This window comes from Pseudomonas sp. FG1, from assembly GCF_034313875.1.
GTDB lineage: Bacteria > Pseudomonadota > Gammaproteobacteria > Pseudomonadales > Pseudomonadaceae > Aquipseudomonas > Aquipseudomonas veronii.
Genome location: NZ_JAVIWP010000001.1, coordinates 3,774,361 through 3,795,417, shown reverse-complemented (window position 1 = coordinate 3,795,417; position 21,057 = coordinate 3,774,361). Strand labels below are relative to the sequence as shown.

The window sequence follows — 21,057 nt, the reverse complement described above, 5'->3', positions numbered from 1 at the left end:
GAGCGACATGAACGGTAAGAAAATCTACATCTCCGACGTGACCCTGCGCGACGGCAGCCACGCGGTGCGTCATCAGTATTCGTTGCAAAACGTGCAGGACATCGCCCGTGCCCTGGACAAGGCCAAGGTCGACTCGATCGAAGTCGCCCACGGCGACGGCCTGCAAGGCTCAAGCTTCAACTACGGCTTCGCGGCGCACACCGACCTGGAATGGATCGAAGCCGCCGCCGATGTGATCAGCCACGCCAAGATCACCACGCTGTTGCTGCCCGGCATCGGCACCGTGCATGACCTCAAGGCGGCCTACAACGCCGGTGCCCGCGTGGTGCGGATCGCCACCCATTGCACCGAGGCCGACGTCTCCAGACAGCACATCGAATACGCCCGCGAACTGGGCATGGACACCGTCGGCTTCCTGATGATGAGCCACATGATCCCGGCCGAGCAGCTCGCCGCCCAGGCCAAGCTGATGGAAAGCTACGGCGCGACCTGCGTGTACATGGCCGACTCCGGCGGCGCGATGAACATGCAGGACATCCGCGATCGCTTCCGTGCGTTCAAGGCCGTGCTCAAGCCGGAAACCGAAACCGGCATGCATGCCCACCACAACCTCTCGCTCGGCGTGGCCAACTCGATCACCGCGGTCGAGGAAGGCTGCGACCGCATCGACGCCAGCCTCGCCGGCATGGGCGCCGGGGCCGGCAACGCGCCGCTGGAAGTGTTCATCGCCGCCGCCGAACGCCTGGGCTGGAACCACGGCACCGACCTCTACACCTTGATGGACGCAGCGGACGACATCGTGCGGCCGTTGCAGGATCGGCCGGTGCGGGTCGACCGCGAGTCGCTGGCGCTGGGGTATGCCGGGGTCTATTCGAGCTTCCTGCGCCATGCCGAAATCGCTGCGGCCAAGTACGGTTTGAAGACCGTGGACATCCTCGTCGAGCTGGGCAAACGCCGGATGGTCGGTGGTCAGGAAGACATGATCGTCGACGTCGCGCTGGACCTGCTCAAACGCTGAACCGTGCATCCCCCCGTCCGGTCGCCCACGCAGCGGCCGGACGGTTTTGCTGTGCCCATTACAACAATAAAACGGGTATTTCCCATGACATCGCTAAACGTGCTGACACCGTTGTACATGGCGCGGACCATCGGTCTGTGCTTCCTCGTCGCCCTGATGGAAGGCCTCGACCTGCAAGCCTCGGGCATCGCCGCCCAAGGCATGGCGGCAGCGTTCCAACTGGACAAACTACACATGGGCTGGGTCTTCAGCGCCGGCATTTTCGGCCTGCTGCCCGGAGCGTTTCTCGGCGGTTTGCTGGCTGATCGCATCGGCCGCAAACGGGTGTTGATGGCCTCGGTGGCCCTATTCGGATTGTTCTCGCTGGTCACGACCATGGCCTGGGACTTCAACAGCCTGCTGGTTGCGCGCTGCCTCACGGGCGTCGGCCTGGGCGCGGCATTGCCTAACCTGATCGCGCTGACCAGTGAAGTGGCTGGCCCACGCCTGCGTGGCAGCGCCGTGAGCCTGATGTATTGCGGCGTGCCCCTGGGCGCGGCGCTGGCGGCCAGCATTGGCATCGCGCAACTGGCCGGCGGCTGGCAAGTGGTGTTCTACGTCGGCGGTATCGTGCCGTTGCTGATCGTGCCGCTGCTGGGGGTTTATCTGCCGGAATCCGCGGCGTTTCGCAGCGTGCGCGACGCCGCGCCGATCAGTGTGGCCAGCGGGCTGTTCCGCGGGGGCGCGGCATGGCCGACCGTGATGATCTGGGTCAGCTACTTCTTTACGCTCATGGTGGTTTACATCCTGATCAACTGGCTGCCGAGCCTGTTGGTCGGCCAGGGCTTCAGCGGTTCTCAGGCCAGTTGGGTGATGCTCGCGCTGCAATTTGGCGCGGCGGCCGGCACGTTGTTGCTGGGCTGGGTCATGGATCGCCTGCCGGCCTGGGCGTTGTCGGCGTTGATTTACCTCGGCATCCTCGCGTCACTGACTGCGCTGGGCATGGCCACCCAATTGCACAGCATGCTGGCGGCCGGCTTCGTCGCCGGTTTCTTCGCCACGGGCGGGCAATGTGTGCTGTATGCCTTGGCCCCGCATTTCTATCGTCCGTCAATTCGCGCCACGGGCGTCGGCAGCGCCGTCGCCATTGGCCGGTTGGGTGCGATGAGCGGCCCGTTGGTGGCCGGCAAGATGCTCGCACTGGGCACCGGCACCACCGGCGTGATGATGGCCTCGGCACCCGGCATTGTCATCGCCGCGCTGGCGATGTTTTACCTGTCGGTACGCCGCAACCGCTGCCCGGCTGACTGAGCGCCAATCCGTACTCGCCTTCCGCGCCACGATGGCGCGGGGCTTACCCCTACAACAATAAAAGTGAACACTGCCATGCTCAGGAACTTCTTTCGGGGCGTCAGCGCCTGCACCTGTGTTTTTTTCGTAAACCAGGCCTGCGCCGCCGGTTTTGTCGACGACAGCCAGGCCGATCTGGTGATACGCAACTATTACTTCGATCGCAATTACGTGAACGCCACACCGCAGGCGGCTGCCCGCGAGTGGGCGCAGGGCTTCATTCTCAACATGCGCTCGGGCTATACCGAAGGGCCTGTCGGCTTCGGCCTGGACGCCCAGGGTTTGCTGGGCGCACGTCTGGACTCCTCGCCCGCACGCACGGGCACCGGCCTGCTACCGTACAACCACCAGACCCGTGAACCGGCCAGCGAATATTCGGAGCTGGGCCTGACCGCCAAGGCCCGGGCCTCGAAGAGCGAGTTGCAACTGGGGACCATCAGCACGTTTCTGCCAATCGCCTTCGCCAGCCCTACCCGCCTGCTGCCGCAGACCTTTCGCGGCACGTACCTCAAGTCCCAGGAAATCGACAACCTGACCCTGCACGTCGGCTGGCTCGACCGCATCAACCTGCGCGACGCCACCCACTACCAGAAAATGTCGGTAGCCTCGCCCAACGGCCGCTTCAATGGCGCCGCCGAATCCGACCGTTTTACCTTCCTCGGCGGCGACTATGCCTGGTCGCCGCAACTGACGCTCAAGTACTACCACGCCGAACTGGCTGACCTTTATCGCAAGGATTTCTACGGTTTCGTCGACAATCGCCCGATGGGCCCCGGCCGCCTGAAAAGCGACGTGCGCCTGTTCGTCACCGGTGAAAACGGTGCCGCCAAGGCCGGCCCCGTGGACAATCGCAACGCCGCCCTGATGCTGACGTACAGCCTGGGCGCGCACAAATTCGGCGCCGGCTACATGCAACTGACCGGCAAGACCGCCATGCCTTACCTGTTCGGCACCGAGCCGTTGGTCATCACCGAAGGCACGCTGAGCTCGGAGTTCCTCAACCCCAAGGAGCGCAGTTGGCAGGTGCGTTATGACTACAACTTTGCCGCGCTGGGCTTGCCCGGGCTCAATGGCATGCTGCGTTACGTCAGCGGCGACAACATTGAGTTACCCAAACTGGGCGGCAGCAACCTGAAGGAAAGCGAAAAAGATATCGAACTGAACTATGTGCTTCAGAGCACGCCCCTTAAAGGCCTGAATCTGCGCGTGCGCAACGCATGGTACCGCAATGATTTCACCGCCCAGGCCAGCCATCGGGATGACAATGAACTACGGGTGAATGTCGATTACACCTGGAAGCTATGGTGAATGACCGCCCAGTGATTCACCTGGGCTGGGCGGATCGTTCAAATGAGGCCGTCGCATAGGCCTTCTGGAGCAACACAAACCCGGCTTCGGGCCGGGTTATCAGCCGACAAAAATGCAATCAGCGGATCCAAAATAAACAGATGATCGATAATCGCCCCAATAAAACGCAATAAACCCAAAGAGCACATTGACTAAAAGTGACGCACTTCATTTAATGGATCCATTAAATAAGAACAATCACTCGCCTGGAGAGTCACCATGTACCCCAAGAACACGTGGTATGTCGCCTGCACCCCCGATGAAATCGCGCAAAAGCCGCTGGGTCGGCAGATCTGCGGGGAAAAAATGGTGTTTTATCGCGGGCTGGAAGGCGCCGTCGTGGCTGTCGAGGACTTCTGTCCGCACCGCGGCGCGCCGCTCTCGTTGGGCTATGTGGAGAACGGCAAGCTGGTCTGCGGCTACCATGGCCTGGTCATGGGGGACGACGGCAAGACCGTCGAAATGCCCGGGCAGCGGGTGCGCGGGTTTCCCTGCAACAAGACCTTCGCTGCGGTGGAACGCTACGGTTTCATCTGGGTGTGGCCCGGCGATCAGGCCCTGGCCGACCCGGCGTTGATCCACCACTTGGAATGGGCCGTGAGCGACCAGTGGGCCTATGGCGGCGGTCTGTTTGACATCCAGTGCGACTACCGCCTGATGATCGACAACCTGATGGACCTGACCCACGAAACCTACGTCCACGCCTCCAGCATCGGCCAGAAGGAAATCGACGAAGCGCCGCCCGTGACCACGGTCGAAGGCGATGAAGTCGTCACCGCCCGCCACATGGAAAACATCATGGCCCCGCCGTTCTGGCGCATGGCCCTGCGTGGCAATAACCTCGCCGATGACGTGCCGGTGGACCGCTGGCAGATCTGCCGCTTCACCCCGCCCAGCCATGTGCTGATCGAAGTCGGCGTGGCCCACGCCGGCAAGGGCGGCTACCACGCCGCGCCCGAGCACAAGGCCGCGAGCATCGTGGTGGACTTCATCACCCCGCAAACCGAGACATCGATCTGGTACTTCTGGGGCATGGCGCGCAACTTCAACCCTCAGGACCAGGCACTGACCGCCAGCATTCGCGAAGGCCAGGGCAAGATTTTCAGCGAAGACCTGGAGATGCTTGAACGCCAGCAACAGAACCTGCTGGCCCACCCGACGCGCAATCTGCTCAAGCTCAATATCGATGCCGGTGGCGTGCAGTCACGCAAGGTCCTCGAACGGCTGATCGCCAAGGAGCGCGCCCTCGCGCCGCAACTGATCACCACGACCCGCGCCTGAACCGCGCGCTAACGCTACGAGGACTGAACATGATCGATGTGGTGGTGGTATCCCGCAACAACGAAGCCCAGGACATTTGCAGCTTTGAATTGGCCCGCGTCGATGGCCAGGCGCTGCCGGCCTTCAGCGCTGGCGCGCATATCGACGTGTACCTGCCCGACGGCGTGGTCCGTCAGTATTCCCTGTGTAATCACCCGGAAGAACGGCATCGCTACCTGATCGGCGTGCTCAACGACCCGGCCTCCCGTGGCGGCTCCCGTTGCCTGCACGAACACATACAGACGGGCGCCCACCTGCAGATCAGCGAACCGCGCAACCTGTTCCCGCTGGCGCACGAAGCCCGACGCAGCCTGCTGTTCGCCGGCGGCATCGGCATCACCCCGATCCTGTGCATGGCCGAGCGCCTGGCCCATGTCGGGGCTGACTTCGAACTGCATTATTGCGCCCGCGCCAGTGAACGCGCCGCCTTTGTGCAACGCCTCAAGGACTCATCGTTCGCCGAGCGCGTGTTCCTGCATTTTGACGAGCAGCCCCATACGGCAATGAACACCGCCCAGGTGCTGGCGGCGCCCGACGCCAACGTCCACCTGTATGTGTGCGGCCCCGGCGGTTTCATGCAGCATGTGCTCGACAGCGCTCGGGCCCAGGGCTGGCAGGAGGAATGCCTGCATCGCGAATACTTCGCTGCGGCGCCGCTGGACAGCAGCCTCGACGCAGGGTTTTCGGTGAAGCTCGCCAGCAGCGGCCAGGTCTTCGATGTACCCGCCGACCGGAGCGTGGTCCAGGTCCTGGAAAGCCACGGTATCGAGATTGCCGTGTCGTGCGAACAAGGGATTTGCGGAACCTGCCTGACCCGCGTGCTCGAAGGCATACCGGAGCACCGCGACCTGTTCCTCACCGAGCAGGAACAAGCGCTGAACGACCAGTTCACCCCCTGCTGCTCGCGCGCGAAAACCCCGCTGCTGGTGCTCGATCTCTGAAAGGCGTCACGCCGTGGGCAAAATGACCTTCATCCGCGCGTTGGCGGTCGCGGAACCGAAGATCTCGGCATAACGCAAGGTCGCGTTGGCGTGCTCGCGCATGATCGCTTCGGCCCGCGCGCCCTGGCGATTGACCAGGGCATCGAAGACCGAGTGATGTTGCATGTGGGCATAGTTGAAACGCCGGTATTCGCGGACCATGTCGTCGCGATCCACCGCCAGCGCGGTGACCGATGCGAACGGCAGGTGATCATTGCGTGCCAGTGCGTCGGCGATCGCCGGGTTGTGGCTGCCTTCCACAATGACGCGGTGAAAGCGCATGTTCAGGTCGTGATAGACCTCAAGGTCGTCCTCGGTCACGTACCCTTTGTCGAACAGTTGATCGCCTTCCACCAGGCAGCGCTCGAGCGTGGCACGCGCCGCGTCGGACAACCCGCGCTCGGCGGTTTGACGCGCAGCCAGGCCCTCGAGCACGCCACGCACTTCGACGGCGCCGGCAATGTCGTCCGGGCTGACCGAACGCACCTGATACCCACGCCCGCCAAACGGCACCAGCAGCCCTTCCTGCTCAAGGGTACGGAACGCCATACGCACGGGCATGCGTGACACACCGAACAGTTGCGCCGTGGGAATCTCCATCAGCCGCTCGCCCGCCGCCAACTCGCCGCTGGCGATCATCTTGCGCAGTGCAACCAGCACCAATTGACCGGGTTTACTCATCCAGGCAACTTCCAGAAAACGTGGGTCGCCATAGTACCGCAAGCATCCGACCGCGTCAGACGAACGCCAACGCCGCGCGTGCCGCGTCTATCGCGCCCAGGTGCTGCGCCAACCGGGACGGCAGGTAATCGAAAAAGAACCCGGCGCTTTGCAGCTTGGCGGCGCGCAACGGATCGTCCTCGGGCAATGCCCGGGAAACCCGAGCGGCCCGCGCCCATGCCAGGGCCAGCAGGGCCACGCCGCATAACTGGAGAAAGTCCGGCGCGGCCCGATAGGGGTACTCGCTGTCTTCCAGCGCCCGTTCACGTATGGCCTCGACCACACGGGCCAGCGCGTCACACAGGCTGCCCAGCGCATCGGCGAAACCTGCACACGCGGCGCATTGGCCGCCCTGCCCGGCCTCGGTGCGCAGCACTGCCAGCAGCAAGTCGAAGGCCCGCCCCTCATCGCCCAGCACCTTGCGCAGCAGCAGGTCATTGGCCTGGATCTCGTTGCTGCCCTCATAGATCATCGCGATGCGGCTGTCGCGCAGCGTTTGCTCGATGGCGAACTCGGCGACGTAGCCGTAACCGCCGAAGACCTGCAAGGCATTGCTCGCCTGACGGAAACCCTGCTCGGTGAAAAACGCCTTGATGATCGGCGTCAGCAACTGCGCCAGTTGACCGGCGCACGCTCGCGCTTGCGGGTCCGGGTCATGCTCGGCCTGATCGAGTAAATGCGCGGCCCAATAACCGATGGCCCGCATCCCCTCGCTGGCCGTGCGCAACTCCAGCAACACGCGGCGCATCGCTGGGTGATAACGGATAGGGTCAGCCGCTTGGGCCGATGCCCCTTGCGGCCTCGACGGCGCACGCATTTGCACGCGCTCGGCGGCGTATTGCGCAGCGTTCTGCCAAGCCGCCTCGACATGCCCCAGGCCTTGCAGGCCGACATGCAGGCGCGCCGAGTTCATCATCACGAACATCGCCGCCAGGCCACGGTTGGCGTCGCCGATCAGCCAGCCTAGGGCGCCGTCGAACACCAGCGAGCACGTGGCGCTGCCCTTGATGCCCATCTTGTGTTCAATGCCGTCGCAATGCACTGCGTTGGCCTGGCCGTCGTCCAGTCGCTTGGGCACCAGGAACAGTGAAAGGCCGCGACTGCCCGGCGGCGCATCGGGCAGGCGCGCCAGTACCAGGTGCAGGATATTGGGCGTGAGGTCGTGCTCGCCGCCGGAGATAAACAACTTGTTGCCCTGCAGGCGATAACGGCCATCGCCCTCGGGGGTCGCGCGACAGCGCAGCAACCCGACATCGCTGCCGGCCTGGGGCTCGGTCAGGCACATGGTGGGCAAGGCATGCCCACTGACGATCTCGGGCAAGTAACGCGCCTGCAACCAGGGCGCGGCGTGGGTCTTGAGGCAGAGGTAGGCGCCGTGGGCGATCCCGGTGTACATGGCCCACGCGTGGTTGCTGGCGTAGAGCATCTCTTGCAGCGCCGCGTCGAGCAGTTGCGGCAACCCCTGGCCACCCTGCCCTTCGGCGCACGCCAAGGCCGGCCAGCCACCGTCGACATAGGCGCGATAGGCCTCGGCGAAACCGTCCGGCGTGCTGACCTGGCCGGCGTTCCAGCGACAGCCTTGACGATCGCCGCTACTGTTCAGGGGCGCCAGCACCCCCTGGCTGAAGCGCGCCGCTTCCTCCAACACTTGAACGGCGAGAGACATGTCCAACGCTTCGAACGCCGGAACATGGCTCCACGCCTGGGGGGCTTGCAGCCAATGTTCAAGCACAAATTGCATATCGCGCAGCGGCGCCTGATAGCTCCACATGGCAAACCTCATCGAATAAAAAGGAGTTACACCGTTGAACGCTCAACCGCGATAGGCCGGGTTCTCGATCAACAACGCCATGCCCTGCCCACCGCCGACACACGCAGCGGCAATCCCGTAGCGCAGGTTGTGCCGGCGTAATTGCCCGGCCAGCGTCATGACCAAGCGCAGGCCAGTGGCAGCCAATGGATGCCCCACCGCCAGCGAACCGCCCTGGACGTTGAGCCGGGTGCTGTCCAGCTCCAGTTCCTGGGCCACCGCCAATACCTGGGCCGCCTGCGCTTCGTTGATCTCGAAACGGCCGATGTGATCCAGGCTCAACCCGCTGCGATGCAGCAAGCGGATCGCCGGCGCCGGACCGATGCCCATGAACTCCGGCGCCACACCGACCACCGCGCTGGCCAGCAGCCGGGCCAGGGGCACACGCGGGCAGGCCGAGGCGCGCCCGACCAGGGCTGCCGCCGCACCATCGACCACCGCGCAGCTGTTGCCAGCGGTTTGCACACCATTGGCATGCACGGCGCGCAAGCGTGCCAGGGCCGCAAGGTCGGTGGGCCGTGGGTGGCTGTCCTGGGTGACGGCGGCGGCGCGGCGCGCCAGGCTGATGCCACGCGGCTGATACCCCTCCAGCTCGAACACTTGGTTATCGACCGTCACGATCTCTTCAGCCCACGCGCCGTCACGCTGCGCCTGCAACGCACGCTGATGGCTTGCGCAGGCGTAACGGTCCACGGCCTCGCGGCTCAGGCCATGGCGGCGCGCCAGGTGGTCGGCGGTGGCAATCATATCCAGCCCTGGGGCCGGGTCGTATAGGGCTTCCCAGAGAAAATCCTTGAATTGCACCTCGCCACCGAGACGAAACCCATCCCGGTGGGTGTAGGCCGCAATCGGGTTGCGGGACATCGACTCACTGGCCACGCACAAGGCCAGTTGCACCTCGTCGCGCAGTTGCTCAGCGGCCTGGCGCAACAGCTCGAAACCCGTCGCGCAGATGCGCTGCACCCCCAGCGCCGGCACCGATTGCGCCACGCCGCTGTACAACCCGACATGCCGCGGCAGCAAATAGGCATCGAAGCTGGCCTGGGCCATGGAGCCGGCCAGCACGCTGTCCACCGCCAGCGGGTCGATACCGGCACGGGCCAGGACTTCACGGCCGACCTTGATCCCCAGGTCGATGGGCGAGACCAGGGACAAGGCGCCACCGAGGTCGACCCACGGCGTGCGTAGCGCCTCGTAAATCGCCACGTCGGCAAACGCCGAATACTGCCCCACGCCGCTCAAGGCTTGGGCTCGGCACGCAGGATCGCAGCATCTTCACCGCGATACAGCGCCTCGACCTTGGCCGCGCGCCATTGCAGTACTGCACGCTGGTTGATCGACCCCTTGTCGGTAATTTCCCCACGGTCGATAGACGCCGGCTCGTCGAGCAAGGCAATCCATTCCAAACGGCTGGCATTGCCGGTGGCGTCGCGATTGAGGCGCTGCAACCAGTCGCCGAACCATTGGCGCACCGGCACGCTGGCGAGTACGTCGGCGTCGCTCGCGTCGGCGTTCAAGCCCGCCAGCCGGCGGCATTCGTAGAGCCTGGGGAAGACCAGGGCGCCCAGGCATTCGCGGTCCGGCGCGGCAATCACCAGGTCCTGCACATACGGCGACCCCTCCAGCACCGCGCGATTGCGCAACGGCCCGACGCTGACAAACACCCCGGAGGACAGTTTGAAATCCTCGGCGATGCGCCCGTCGAACATCAGCCCCAGTTGCGGCCGATTCGGGTCGGCGAGCTTGATCGCGTCCCCCGAACAATAGAAGCCGTGCGGGTCGAACACCTCGGCGGTTTGTTCCGGCGCCCGCCAGTACCCCGGCATGATGTGCGGCCCGCGAAAGCGCCCTTCGAACTTGCCGTCCACCGGCACCAGGCGCACCTCGCAGCCCGGCGCGGGCAAACCGATATAGCCGGCCATGGACAACGGCCCAGTGGTGAAGGTGCAGGATGGCGCGGCTTCGGTCATGCCCAGCCCGGCCATCATGCGGATGCGTTCTCCGCAGTGCTGTTCGGCCACCCGGTCGAGGCGGTCCCAGACACTTTGCGACAGGCCCGCGGCGGCGAAGAAAAACAATTTCATTCGCGCAAAAAAACACTCGCGCAACTCGGCATCCTGCTCCAGGGCGCTGACCAACTCTTCCCAGCCCTTGGGCACCGTCAGATAGGCCGTGGGCGACACCTCCTTGAGGTTGCGCAGGGTCTCGGCAAACCCCTGGGCCGTGGGCTTGCCAGCGTCGAGGTAAAAGGTGCCGCCGTTGTAGAGCACGATGCCGACGTTGTGGCTGCCGCCGAAGGTGTGATTCCACGGCAACCAGTCCACCAGCACCGGCGGCTCTTCGCCGAACACCGGAAACGTCTGCAACAGCATCTGTTGGTTGGCGCAGAGCATGCGTTGCGTGGTGATCACCGCCTTGGGCAATTTGGTCGAGCCCGAGGTGAAAAGAAACTTGGCGATGCTGTCCGGGCCGGTGGCATTGAACGCCTGATCGGCCGCACTGCCGCCCGGGGTTTGCAGCAGGCTCGCGAAGCTGACCTGGGTGCGTCCCGGCACATGGCCGCGCACGCTGATCAGCGGCGTCTCGGCCGGCAATACCGCGTCGATCGCGCGCTGGTAGGCCGCCGCATCGCTGACGAACACCAGCCCCGGCTGCAGCAGGTCGCATACATGCCGCAGCTTGGCGAAGTCCTGGGACAACAACGAATACGCCGGCGACACCGGGCAGTAAGGGATACCGGCATACATCGCGCCGAGGGCCAGTTGCAGATGCTCGATGTCATTGCCCGACAGCAACGCCAGCGGCTTGTCTGCCGACAGGCCGTAACTCAGCAAGGCCTGGGCAATCGCCCGCACGCTCTCAAGCATCTGCGCGTAGCTGACGCGACGCCAGTCACCATCGGCCTGGCGTGCGGCAATGAAGGTCTGCTCGGGACGCACCCGGGCCCAATGCACCAGACGATCGAGCAAGCGCGCCGGCAACTCGGCCAATGGCTCCAGGGAACGCATATGCAGCACGCCCTGCTCTTCAGTGACCGCCACCGGGGCGTGGCCGATGGAGACCTCGCGGTAGCGCGGTGCGGGCTGGGGTTGCGGTCTGAATTCGGAACTCACAAGGGTGTCCTCCAGCAAGGCGGATCACAGCCGCCTTGTTATTGTTATGTCGCGACGCCTGCTCAGATCGGGTAATGCCGCGGCCCGTTCTGCAAGGTCACCCAGCGCAATTGCGTGAAGTGTTCAATCGACGCCTTGCCGCCAAAGCTGCCGTAACCGCTGGACTTGACCCCGCCAAAGGGCATCTGCGCCTCGTCATGCACGGTCGGCCCGTTGATGTGGCAAATGCCCGACTCCACCCGCTGCGCCAGCGCCAACGCACGCCCGCTGTCGCGGCTGAAGATCGCCGCCGACAGGCCGAACTCGGAGTCGTTGGCCAGGCGCAGCAGTGCTTCATCACCGTCACCGCGCAGCAACACCGCCACCGGGCCGAAGGATTCTTCGCGGTACAAGCGCATGTTCTCGGTGACGCCATCGATCAGGGTCGGCTGCAGGATGCTGCCCTCCAACTGGCCGCCCGCGACCAGCCGTGCGCCCTTGTCCAGCGCATCGTCGATCAGGGCCCTGATGCGTGTGCCGGCGCTGGCATCCACCAGGGAACCCAAGACCGAATCCGCCGCCGCGGGGTCACCGGCGCGCAGGCTGGCGACCTTGGCGGTCAGCTTGGCGATAAACGCATCGGCGACCTTGGCATCGACAATCAGGCGCTCGGTGGACATGCAAATCTGCCCCTGGTTGAAGTAGGCACCAAACGCTGCCGCGGCAACCGCCGCATCCAGGTCGGCGTCGTCGAGCACCAGGAGCGGCGCCTTGCCGCCCAGTTCCAGCAAGGCCGGCTTGAGGTGACGCGCCGAGAGTTCGCCGACAATCCGCCCGACATGGGTCGAGCCGGTGAAGTTGACCCGGCGCACCGCCGGGTTGGCGATCAGCCGTTCGACAATCGCGGCGGCATCGGCCGGTGCGTTGCTGATGACGTTGACCACGCCATCGCCCAGCCCGGCATCCTGCAAGACCTGGCCAATCAGGCGATGCACTGCCGGGCTTAACTCCGAAGCCTTGAGCACCACGGTATTGCCGCAGGCCAGCGGCATGGCGATAGCGCGCGTGGCGAGGATGACCGGGGCATTCCACGGCGCAATCCCCAGCACCACGCCGCACGGCTGACGCAGGGCCATGGCGAAACTGCCGGGCACATCGGAGGGAATCACTTCGCCCGTGATCTGGGTGGTCATCGACGCCGCTTCACGCAGCATGTTGGCCGCCAGGCGCACGTTGAAGCCATACCAGTTGGCCATGGCGCCGGTTTCGCCGGCGGCGGCAATGAATTCGGCGCTGCGCGCCTGCAAGTGTTCGGCCGCCTTGAGCAACCGGGTGCGGCGTTCATTCGGCGCCAGCGCGGCCCAGCCGGGGAACGCCGCCTGGGCTGCGGCCACGGCGGCGTCGGCATCGTCCAGGGTCGCGGCGGCAACCCGCGAAACCACTTCACCGGTCACCGGGTTGCGACGCTCGAAGGTTCGACCGTCACGGGCGGGGCACGACCGGCCGCCGATCAACAGGGGCACGTCCAGCATGGTGATTCCTCTTTATTGTCTTTATGGGGAATGCATTCAAGCGATGTCACAGTAGCGCCAGGGTGAGGCGGCGAACAGCGGGATGCGCCCGCCATTCGCCGGCCAGCCTCAGCGTTTGTACGTCTGCAGGCCGGGCTTGATGCTCTTGTCGTCGAGGAACTGCTTCATGCCCTGCTCGCGGCCGCCTTCGGTGTCGAGCAAGCGCGACTGATCGAGCTTGGCGTAGAGGTAATCCTCGTTCTGCTCCCAGGTCAGTTCGCGGCAACGCTTGAAGCCATGCTTGGCCGCCCGCAGCACCACCGGGTTTTTCTCCAGCAGGTTGCGCGCCAGTTCGATGGTCACTTCGCGCAGTTGCGCCAGCGGTACGCTTTCGTTGACCAGGCCCATCTCGGCGGCCTTCTGCCCGCCGAAGGTCTTGCCGGTCATGATGTAGTACAGCGATTGACGATGGCCCACGGTGTCGGCCATGGCCTTGCTCACCAGGTTGCCCGGTGGGATGCCCCAGTTGATTTCCGAGAGGCCGAAGGTGGCTTCGTCGGCGCAGATCGCCAGGTCGCACGCCACCAATGGGCTGAAGCCGCCGCCGAAGCACCAGCCATTGACCATGGCGATGGTGGGCTTGGCGTACATGCGCAGCAGTTTCCATTGCCATTGCGAGGCTTCGCGGCGGATTTTCTCCTGGAGGATTTCCGGGCCGGCATCCACTTCGCGAAAGTATTCCTTGAGGTCCATGCCGGCGGTCCAGGCTTCACCGGCACCGGTCAGTACCAGTACGCCGGCGTCGGGGTCCTGCTCCAGGGTTTCCAGGACGTCGATCATTTCGCGGTTCAGGGTCGGGCTCATGGCGTTGCGTTTTTCCGGGCGATTGAGAATGACCCAGGCAATGCCTTCCTCGATTTCAACCTTGACGGTGGTCCAACGGCCTTCGTAATTGCTCATGACGGTACGCTCTTGTTCTTGGTTGGAAGATGATTCGAAATTAAACCGCAAATATAATTATGTCAATTAACTATTAACCTTGATAACCAATATTTTCCCCTTGTAAAACCTAAGCCGCTCGGGCGTTATGAAAAGCCGGCATAGCCATGGCTCACGAACCTCGGCAAACTAGATAGCTTTCTTAACCTCCACCTTCTGAGGATTGCACTGTCAATGGCCAAGCCTTCCAACATCGCCGACGCCAACCTGGCCCTGCCCGACACCACCGAGGGGCGTGCGCCGCTGGATTCGGCCCTGGACGACCTGATCGGTTACGCCATACGGCGTGCGCAGCTCAAGCTGTTCCAGAACCTGATCGGTCGGCTTGCCGAGCACGACCTGCGCCCCGCTCAGTTCTCGGCCCTGGCGATCATCGAGCAGAATCCCGGCCTGATGCAGACCGACCTGGCTCGCGCGCTGGCGATTGAGCCGCCCCAGGTGGTGCCGTTGCTGAACAAGCTGGAAAGCCGCGCCCTCGCCGTGCGTGTGCGCTGCAAACCAGACAAGCGCTCCTATGGGATCTTCCTCAGCAAGACCGGCGAAACTCTGCTCAAGGCGCTCAAAGAGATCGCCGTCCAGAGTGACCTGGACTCCACCGCAGCCCTGGACGCTGAGGAACGTGCAGAGCTGCTGCGCTTGCTGAAGAAGGTGTATCAGGACTGACGGCTTACCAGAGCGCCACGGTGTAGAGCACCAGGAAACGGGTCTGGTTTTCATCGCGAAATGCCGCGCCAGCCGGGAAGTCATTGCGATAGATCGACTTGCGCGCCAGCAGCCCGACGTTCTTCAGCGGGCCGCTCTGGATCACGTAGCCCAGCTCCATCTGGAACTCGCGCTCCTTGCGATCCTCGGCGTTGAATGCCGCCAGCTCGATGTTATCGCCGCGCACGTAACGCAGCCGGCCCTTCAGGCCCGGTAAACCGGAAGCCGCGAAGTCGTAGTCGTAGATCGCCTGCCAGGTGCGCTCCTTGGCGTTGAGAAAGTCCGAACTCATGGTCAGTTCGCTCATGCCCATCAGCTCCGTCCCGGAGATATAGGGCGTGGCCGTCTCCCCACTGGAATGCATGTAGCCCAGGCTGAATTTGTGACCGCCCAGGCGGTAGCCAAACAACGCCGAGAGGTTGCGGTTATCCACGTTCCCCGCCTTGGCGCTGCCGTCCTCGCGACTGAAGAAACTGCGCAGGTCGCTGGTGAGCACGCCATCGCCCACGGGCAGATTGTGCAGCAACGCCAGGGTGTCCTGCTGGTAGAGGTCGGCTATCTGCGAGTGATAGGCGCGCAGGCTGAGGTCTTTGTTGACCTGGTAGTCACCGCCGACGTAAGCCAGGTGCGAGGTGGTGGCGGTGGCGTTGAAACGCCGGTTGGGCGAGGCGATGGTCATGGCCTGGTAGCTGGTGGAGTCGCGTTTGTTGATGCGGTCGATATAGCCGGTATTGAAGGTCAGGCCGTCGATGTCCTTGGAGCTCAAGGTGGTGCCGCGAAAGGTTTGCGGCAGCAGGCGCGACGGGCTGGCAAAGGCGAACGGCAGGAAGATCGACACGTCACCGGTCTTCACGGTGGTTTGGGCAAACCGCAGCTTGGCGGTCGGCGCCAGGCGCGAGTACTCATCGGCGGCACGCTTGTCGCTGGCCGACACCGGCAACAACTCGGTGCCGCTGCGGTCCGGCGAAGAATCGAGCTTGACCCCCATCAACCCGCGCACATCCAGGCCAAAGCCCAGCGGGCCCGGGGTGTACCCCGATTCCAGGTTGAGGATGAACGCCTGGGCCCATTCTCGCGCAGCGGTCTTTGCACCGTCGTCCTTGTAGTCGCGATCCAGATAGTAATTGCGCAGGGTCAAGGTGCCGTGGCTGTCGTCGATAAAGCCGGCCGCCCACAGCTGGGAGGGCAACACGCTCAAGGCCAGCAACGCCATGACCAGGCCTGGCTTGCGGTTCGACACACAGGAGACGGACGCCACTGCAACGGCGTCCTCCATCGGGAGTTTTGGCATGTTCGTTGTCCATTTTTTGTTGTTGTTTTTGGGGGTGGCACACGCTCGGCCCGTTCGGCTTCGCCAACAGAGAATGGAAACAGCCGACGGCACTCGTCAACAGCGACTGACCGATAATCGAACATTAATAAAGCTATCTATTTTTATGATGAACACTTACACGCATCACAACACCATGAATTTAAAGCACTTATTTACTGTTTTTAGCATTTTTAATACGCCATTCATTTTTTAGTTATCTTTGTTATCTTAATCAGCAGCAGCCACTTGCGCTCGCCACCACAACAAAAACAACAACAATGAGGTTTGCCCATGGACAGTCCATCGCGTCGTTCGACGCTGACTATCGCGTTGTGCTTTATCGTTGCGCTGATCGAAGGGTTCGATCTGCAAGCCGCCGGAACCGCCGCCGCGGGGTTGCGCCAGAGTTTTGCCCTGGACCCGAAGATGCTCGGTTGGGTGTTCAGCGTCGGGATCATTGGCCTGCTGCCGGGGGCGTTCTTCGGCGGCTGGGTCGCCGACCGAATCGGGCGCAAGAAAATCCTGGTGATCGCCGTGCTGCTGTTCGGGCTGTTCTCGCTTTGCACCGCGTTTGTCGAAAGCTACTCGAGCCTGCTGTTGGTGCGCTTTCTGACCGGCCTCGGGCTGGGTGCCGCGCTGCCCAACCTGATCGCGCTGTGCGCCGAAGCGGTCAGCGAACGTAGCCGGGGCACCGCCATCAGTGTGATGTACTGCGGCGTGCCGTTGGGCGGCGCATTGGCGGCGGTGGTGGCGATGTTTTCCAGTGAACACTGGCAGACCACCTTTATCATCGGCGGCCTGGCGCCCTTGCTGGCCGTGCCGTTGATGATCCTGCTGCTGCCCGAGTCCAACGCCTTTCGCCAACAGCTCGACAATACCCTCAGTGCCCGCCCCTCCACTCGCCAGGCGCTGTTCGGCGAAGGGCGCGCAGGCACCACGCTGGCCTTGTGGCTCAGCTACTTCTTCACCCTGACTGTGATGTACATGCTGCTCAACTGGCTGCCGTCGTTGTTGCTCGAACAAGGCTTCAGCAAACCCCAGGCGGGCATGGTGCAGATGCTGTTCAACATCGGCGGCGCCCTTGGCTCGCTGCTCGGCGGTGTCCTGCTGGACCGCTGCAATGCCCTCAGAGTGGTGCTGTTCGTGTATGCCGGGTTGCTCGCGGCCCTGGCCGGGGTCGGGCTGTCGGTGGGCATCGTGCCCATGGCCATCGCCGGTTTCGCCGCGGGCTTGTTCGTCATGGCCGCGCAGTTGGTGCTCTATGCGTCGGCACCGCCCTCCTATCCAACGGCGGTGCGCGCCACCGGCGTCGGTGCGGCCGTGGCCATCGGCCGGCTGGGCTCGGTGGCCGGACCGCTGGCGGCGGGACAACTGCTCGCCGCAGGTGCGGGCACCACAGGCGTCCTGCTGGCGACCTCCCCCGGGTTGGCGATCGCGGCGCTGGCCATCATCACCGTCATGGTGCGTAAGGCGCCACTGAACCTGTCCACCCCGGAAGCGGCCGGGCACACCAAAGCCTAGAACTTGTGCAGCCAATTGAGCACCAGTTTATTGCCCTCGGTGCGGTTCTCAGCCTGCTGTTCAAAGTAGGCGTTCACCGATAGCACGTTCTCCTTGTTGAAGGCGTATAACAGGCCTGGGCCCATGGCCCAGACCTTCTCCCGGCGCCCGCTCACGGCGTGCCCGTCCACCTGGGTGTCGGTGATCTGCTTCAACCAGTAGCCGTTCACCCCCACGCTCAGTTGCTGGCTCAAGGCATATTGCACGGTCAGGTTGGCATGCAACGCCTGGCCGGCCTGGGTATCGGAAACATCCCCAAAACCGGCCTGCGGCTCATCATTCTTGCCATTCCACAGGTACATGAAACGCCCGCTCGCCGACCACTTCGGGCTGAACCAGTACGTTGCCGCGTAATACGGGTTGAATGACCAGAAGTTGCTGCCTGGGTTGATCGAGCGCTTGCGGTCATAGGCCCCCACCGGCACCGAGATATCGGCTTCGACACGTTGGGTCAACAACGGGCTGCCATCGGCGCGGCTCAGGGTCGGCAGTTGCAGGAAGGGCCCCACAGTCACATCACCAAACCCGGCGCGAGAACTCAGCGCCGCATTGTTCAAGCCATCGTCGACATCTGCGTGGACCAGGGAGGTGTTGATCAGGGTGAGTCCCGGCATCGCACCATTGGCCAGGGGTTGCCCGAGGTAGATGATCTGCGTGGTGGGCGCCACCACGTCCAGGTCCTGCCTGGGCAACGCCAGCTTGTGACCGTTGGCGTCATTGAAGCGGCTGGCCCGGGAGTACGTCAGGTATTCCTCCAGGTACCAGCCAGGGCCGGCCGGAGCCGGTGAGCCGTCGTAGAAACTGGTGCTACCGAGGTTGAGCCCGGGCAGGTCGTAAGCGTGTGCAATCGATGACAGTGCGACAAAAGGCATGGCCGCAACCGTCCGCAAGATAGGCTTGAGCATCTTGGATGTCCTGTATTTTTGTTGTTGTTCAAGACCCCCGGCGCGGAGGCGCCGCGCCGGGGTTTAGCGCCGTTGCAAGCGCTACACGTAGGTCGCGGCCAAGCCACCGTCCACCGGCAGATTGACCCCGTTGACCCAGCGCGCAGCGTCCGAGCAGAGGAAGGCAATCACCGCTGCCACCTCATCGGCCAGGGCTGGCCGGGTCATGCGCTGGCTGTCTGCGGCCACCCGTTCCGGCCCGAGCATGCTGACGAAATCGCCGAGGATCGGGGTAAACACCGGCCCCGGCGCGACGCAGTTGATGCGTACCGAGTGATCGCGAAACCAGCCCTGGGATTGCTGGAAGCTCCACACGATCAGCGCTTCCTTGAAGTACTGATAACAGTTGTCCTGCTCCACCGGGTTGGCCGCCAGCCACTGCTGCCCTGCCTCGAAGCTTGGCGTCGCGGCCAGGGCCTTGTGCCGCTCCAGCCGTTGCGGCCATTGCGCGCCGAGGACCGAGGCGACATTGACGATGCTGCCGCCCGCCGACATGCGTGGCAGCAGCGATTGGGTCAGGTGCCGCAGCCCCAGGTAATTGACCGTGGCCACCGCTTGCAAGGGCGCCGTACCGGGCACGCCGGCAATGTTGCACAGCCCATCGATGCGCGCCGGCAGGCGTGCCACCAGCGCATCGATGCTGGCAGGGTCGCCCAGGTCAGCCTGGACGAAGCTATCCAGGGTCAGTTGCGGTGCATGACGATCAACGCCGATCACCGTGGCCCCCTGGAAGCGCGCAAGCCGCGCCAGCTCGGCGCCAATGCCGGAAGCGACGCCAGTGACGATCAAGGTTTTGTTCTGCAGGTTCATGTTCAAGCCCTCTTGTTTTTGTATAGGCATGGGTGGATCAAACCGATGAGCCAGGGCTCAGAACGGATAGGCAGGCGGTGTATTTTTCAGCGTGACCCACTGCCACTGACTGTACTCGTCCCAGTCGGCCGGCCCGCCCACGCTGCCGCCATTACCGGAGGCGCCGCGCCCGCCGAACGGGTTGATGCATTCGTCGGCCACGGTCTGGTCGTTGATATGCAACAGGCCGCAGTCAAGCCGCTCGCCGATGGCCATGGCGCGCCCGACCGACGGCGAGATGATGGCGGCCGACAGGCCGTACTCGGTGCGGTTGGCCAGTTCGATGGCCTCCTCGTCCGTGGCGAAGCTGACCACCGTGGCCACCGGGCCGAAGATTTCATCCTCAAACGCGCGCATCCCCGGACGCACGCCACTGAGCACGGTGGGCTGGTAGAACAACCGGTCATATTCGCCGCCCGCCTCCAACCGCGCGCCCGCTTGCAGGCTGTCGCTGACGATTGCGTGTACGCGCTGCAATTGCCGTTGGTTGATCAATGGGCCGAGCGCGGCCTCACCGCGGGCGGCATTGCCCACCGTCAACGCCCGGGCCTTGTCCACCAACTTGCGCGTAAGGCGTTCGGCGATGGATTCGTGGGCGAGAATCAAGCCGGTCGCCATGCAGATCTGCCCCTGGTGCATCCAGGCGCCCCAGGCGGCATTGCTCGCGGCCAGGTCGAGGTCGGCGTCTTCGAGAATGATCAGCGGGTTTTTGCCGCCCAGTTCCAGCGCGACTTTTTTCAGGTGTCGCCCCGCCACTTCGGCGACTTTGCGCCCCGCCGCGGTGGATCCGGTGAACGCAATCATCCGCACATTCGGATCGCGGCACAGCGCCTCCCCCTCCGGCGCAGCGCCGGGCAACACCTGCAGCAGGCCCTTGGGCAAGCCCGCCTCCTCGAACAGCCGGGCGATGAGAAAACCACCACTGACCGGCGTCTGCGGGTCGGGCTTGAGCACCACCGCATTGCCCGCCGCCAGCGCCGGCGCCACCGAGCGCAGCGACAGTATCAGCGGAAAATTGAACGGCGAAATCACCCCGACCACGCCATGGGGCTGACGCCGCGCATAGGACAGGCGCCCGGCTTCACTGGGCAGCACCACCCCGTGCGGTTGGGACAACAGCCCCGCCGCCTGATGCAGCAGCACTATCGCTTCGCGCACTTCGTGTTCACCCTTGAACAACGCGCCGCCGGTTTCCCGGGCGACATACAGCGCCAGTTCCGCGAAGGACTGCTGAGCCAGGTCCGCCGCCTTGCGAAACACCTCGGCGCGCTCCCGAGGGCCGAATGCAGCCCATGCCGGCTGCGCCAGGGCCGCGTTGCGGCAGGCGATGGCGATGTCGGCCGGGGTGGCCATGGCGCAGCGCATCAGGGGTTCGCCGGTGGCGGGTTCGATCACCGCGATCACGGACCCCGAGGCGGGTATCCAATCGCCGTTGAACAGGCATTCGGACGCAATGGCCCGCTGTAGAAAGTGAGTGGTTTCAGACACTGACATGGCAACTCCGAGTTCTTGTAATTGTCATCGCCTGCACAGGGTGCAAACGCCGCATCAAGCCTTGAGCAAA

Annotated in this window: 17 protein-coding genes; 7 read left to right on the top strand and 10 right to left on the bottom strand. The window is 64.0% G+C overall.

What is annotated here, in order from left to right; translation table 11 throughout:
* Nucleotides 1-7 precede the first annotated feature (7 nt).
* The 5 genes from dmpG (at nt 8) to RGV59_RS17610 (ending at nt 5,955) form a co-directional block, all read left to right on the top strand.
* Nucleotides 8-1,018 carry a 4-hydroxy-2-oxovalerate aldolase gene (gene dmpG, locus RGV59_RS17630; protein ID WP_017847923.1) on the top strand — a complete coding sequence of 337 codons (1,011 nt, stop codon included), beginning with the start codon at nt 8-10 and terminating at the stop codon, nt 1,016-1,018.
* Between the two features lie 84 nt (nt 1,019-1,102).
* Nucleotides 1,103-2,308: a 3-(3-hydroxy-phenyl)propionate transporter MhpT gene (gene mhpT, locus RGV59_RS17625; RefSeq protein WP_126586895.1), complete on the top strand. Its 1,206-nt coding sequence runs from the start codon at nt 1,103-1,105 to the stop codon at nt 2,306-2,308.
* Between the two features lie 75 nt (nt 2,309-2,383).
* Nucleotides 2,384-3,655, top strand: coding sequence for an OprD family porin (locus RGV59_RS17620; protein ID WP_126586893.1), 1,272 nt, complete (start codon nt 2,384-2,386; stop codon nt 3,653-3,655).
* Between the two features lie 258 nt (nt 3,656-3,913).
* Nucleotides 3,914-4,975, top strand: a complete 1,062-nt coding sequence (locus tag RGV59_RS17615; protein WP_046483772.1) for an aromatic ring-hydroxylating oxygenase subunit alpha — start codon at nt 3,914-3,916, stop codon at nt 4,973-4,975.
* A 29-nt stretch (nt 4,976-5,004) separates the two neighbouring features.
* Nucleotides 5,005-5,955 carry a PDR/VanB family oxidoreductase gene (locus RGV59_RS17610; RefSeq protein ID WP_126586891.1) on the top strand — a complete coding sequence of 317 codons (951 nt, stop codon included), beginning with the start codon at nt 5,005-5,007 and terminating at the stop codon, nt 5,953-5,955.
* Nucleotides 5,956-5,961: 6 nt separating this feature from the next.
* Here RGV59_RS17610 and RGV59_RS17605 read toward each other — a convergent pair whose 3' ends face one another.
* From RGV59_RS17605 to RGV59_RS17580, 6 genes are all read right to left on the bottom strand, one after another.
* Nucleotides 5,962-6,675, bottom strand: coding sequence for a GntR family transcriptional regulator (locus tag RGV59_RS17605; RefSeq protein ID WP_017847928.1), 714 nt, complete (start codon nt 6,673-6,675; stop codon nt 5,962-5,964).
* A 55-nt stretch (nt 6,676-6,730) separates the two neighbouring features.
* Nucleotides 6,731-8,485: an acyl-CoA dehydrogenase family protein gene (locus RGV59_RS17600; RefSeq protein WP_126586889.1), complete on the bottom strand. Its 1,755-nt coding sequence runs from the start codon at nt 8,483-8,485 to the stop codon at nt 6,731-6,733.
* A 42-nt stretch (nt 8,486-8,527) separates the two neighbouring features.
* Entirely contained in the window at nt 8,528-9,766 is a 1,239-nt protein-coding gene (locus RGV59_RS17595) for a thiolase family protein (protein WP_126586887.1), read from the bottom strand.
* On the bottom strand, nt 9,763-11,637 hold the full coding sequence (locus RGV59_RS17590) for a feruloyl-CoA synthase (RefSeq protein ID WP_126586885.1): 1,875 nt from the start codon (nt 11,635-11,637) through the stop codon (nt 9,763-9,765). Before RGV59_RS17590 ends, RGV59_RS17595 begins: the two co-directional genes overlap by 4 nt.
* 62 nt (nt 11,638-11,699) lie before the next feature.
* The gene (locus tag RGV59_RS17585) at nt 11,700-13,148 is read right to left on the bottom strand and encodes an aldehyde dehydrogenase (RefSeq protein ID WP_126586883.1); all 1,449 of its coding nucleotides are present in this window, start codon (nt 13,146-13,148) and stop codon (nt 11,700-11,702) included.
* Nucleotides 13,149-13,256: 108 nt separating this feature from the next.
* Nucleotides 13,257-14,087 (bottom strand): p-hydroxycinnamoyl CoA hydratase/lyase, encoded by an 831-nt coding sequence (locus tag RGV59_RS17580; protein WP_017847933.1) that lies wholly within the window; start codon nt 14,085-14,087, stop codon nt 13,257-13,259.
* A 213-nt stretch (nt 14,088-14,300) separates the two neighbouring features.
* Here RGV59_RS17580 and RGV59_RS17575 point away from each other — a divergent pair, with 213 nt between their 5' ends.
* A complete protein-coding gene (locus RGV59_RS17575) occupies nt 14,301-14,789 on the top strand; it encodes a MarR family winged helix-turn-helix transcriptional regulator (RefSeq protein WP_046383963.1) in 489 nt (162 codons plus the stop codon).
* Between the two features lie 4 nt (nt 14,790-14,793).
* Here RGV59_RS17575 and RGV59_RS17570 read toward each other — a convergent pair whose 3' ends face one another.
* Entirely contained in the window at nt 14,794-16,119 is a 1,326-nt protein-coding gene (locus RGV59_RS17570; RefSeq protein WP_026140144.1) for an OprD family porin, read from the bottom strand.
* Between the two features lie 312 nt (nt 16,120-16,431).
* On the opposite strand from RGV59_RS17570, the gene mhpT (RGV59_RS17565) reads away from it, so the two are divergent.
* Complete coding sequence (mhpT, locus tag RGV59_RS17565; protein WP_017847936.1) at nt 16,432-17,661, top strand: 3-(3-hydroxy-phenyl)propionate transporter MhpT; 1,230 nt, start codon at nt 16,432-16,434, stop codon at nt 17,659-17,661.
* Here mhpT (RGV59_RS17565) and RGV59_RS17560 read toward each other — a convergent pair.
* The 3 genes from RGV59_RS17560 to RGV59_RS17550 all read right to left on the bottom strand — a co-directional run bounded on the left by RGV59_RS17560 (nt 17,658) and on the right by RGV59_RS17550 (nt 20,987).
* Nucleotides 17,658-18,605, bottom strand: a complete 948-nt coding sequence (locus RGV59_RS17560; RefSeq protein ID WP_017847937.1) for a SphA family protein — start codon at nt 18,603-18,605, stop codon at nt 17,658-17,660. The two genes, mhpT (RGV59_RS17565) and RGV59_RS17560, sit on opposite strands and share 4 nt — an antisense overlap.
* Nucleotides 18,606-18,686: 81 nt before the next feature.
* On the bottom strand, nt 18,687-19,454 hold the full coding sequence (locus RGV59_RS17555; RefSeq protein ID WP_046383966.1) for a coniferyl-alcohol dehydrogenase: 768 nt from the start codon (nt 19,452-19,454) through the stop codon (nt 18,687-18,689).
* Nucleotides 19,455-19,511: 57 nt separating this feature from the next.
* Complete coding sequence (locus RGV59_RS17550; protein ID WP_108525606.1) at nt 19,512-20,987, bottom strand: benzaldehyde dehydrogenase; 1,476 nt, start codon at nt 20,985-20,987, stop codon at nt 19,512-19,514.
* Nucleotides 20,988-21,057 lie beyond the last annotated feature (70 nt).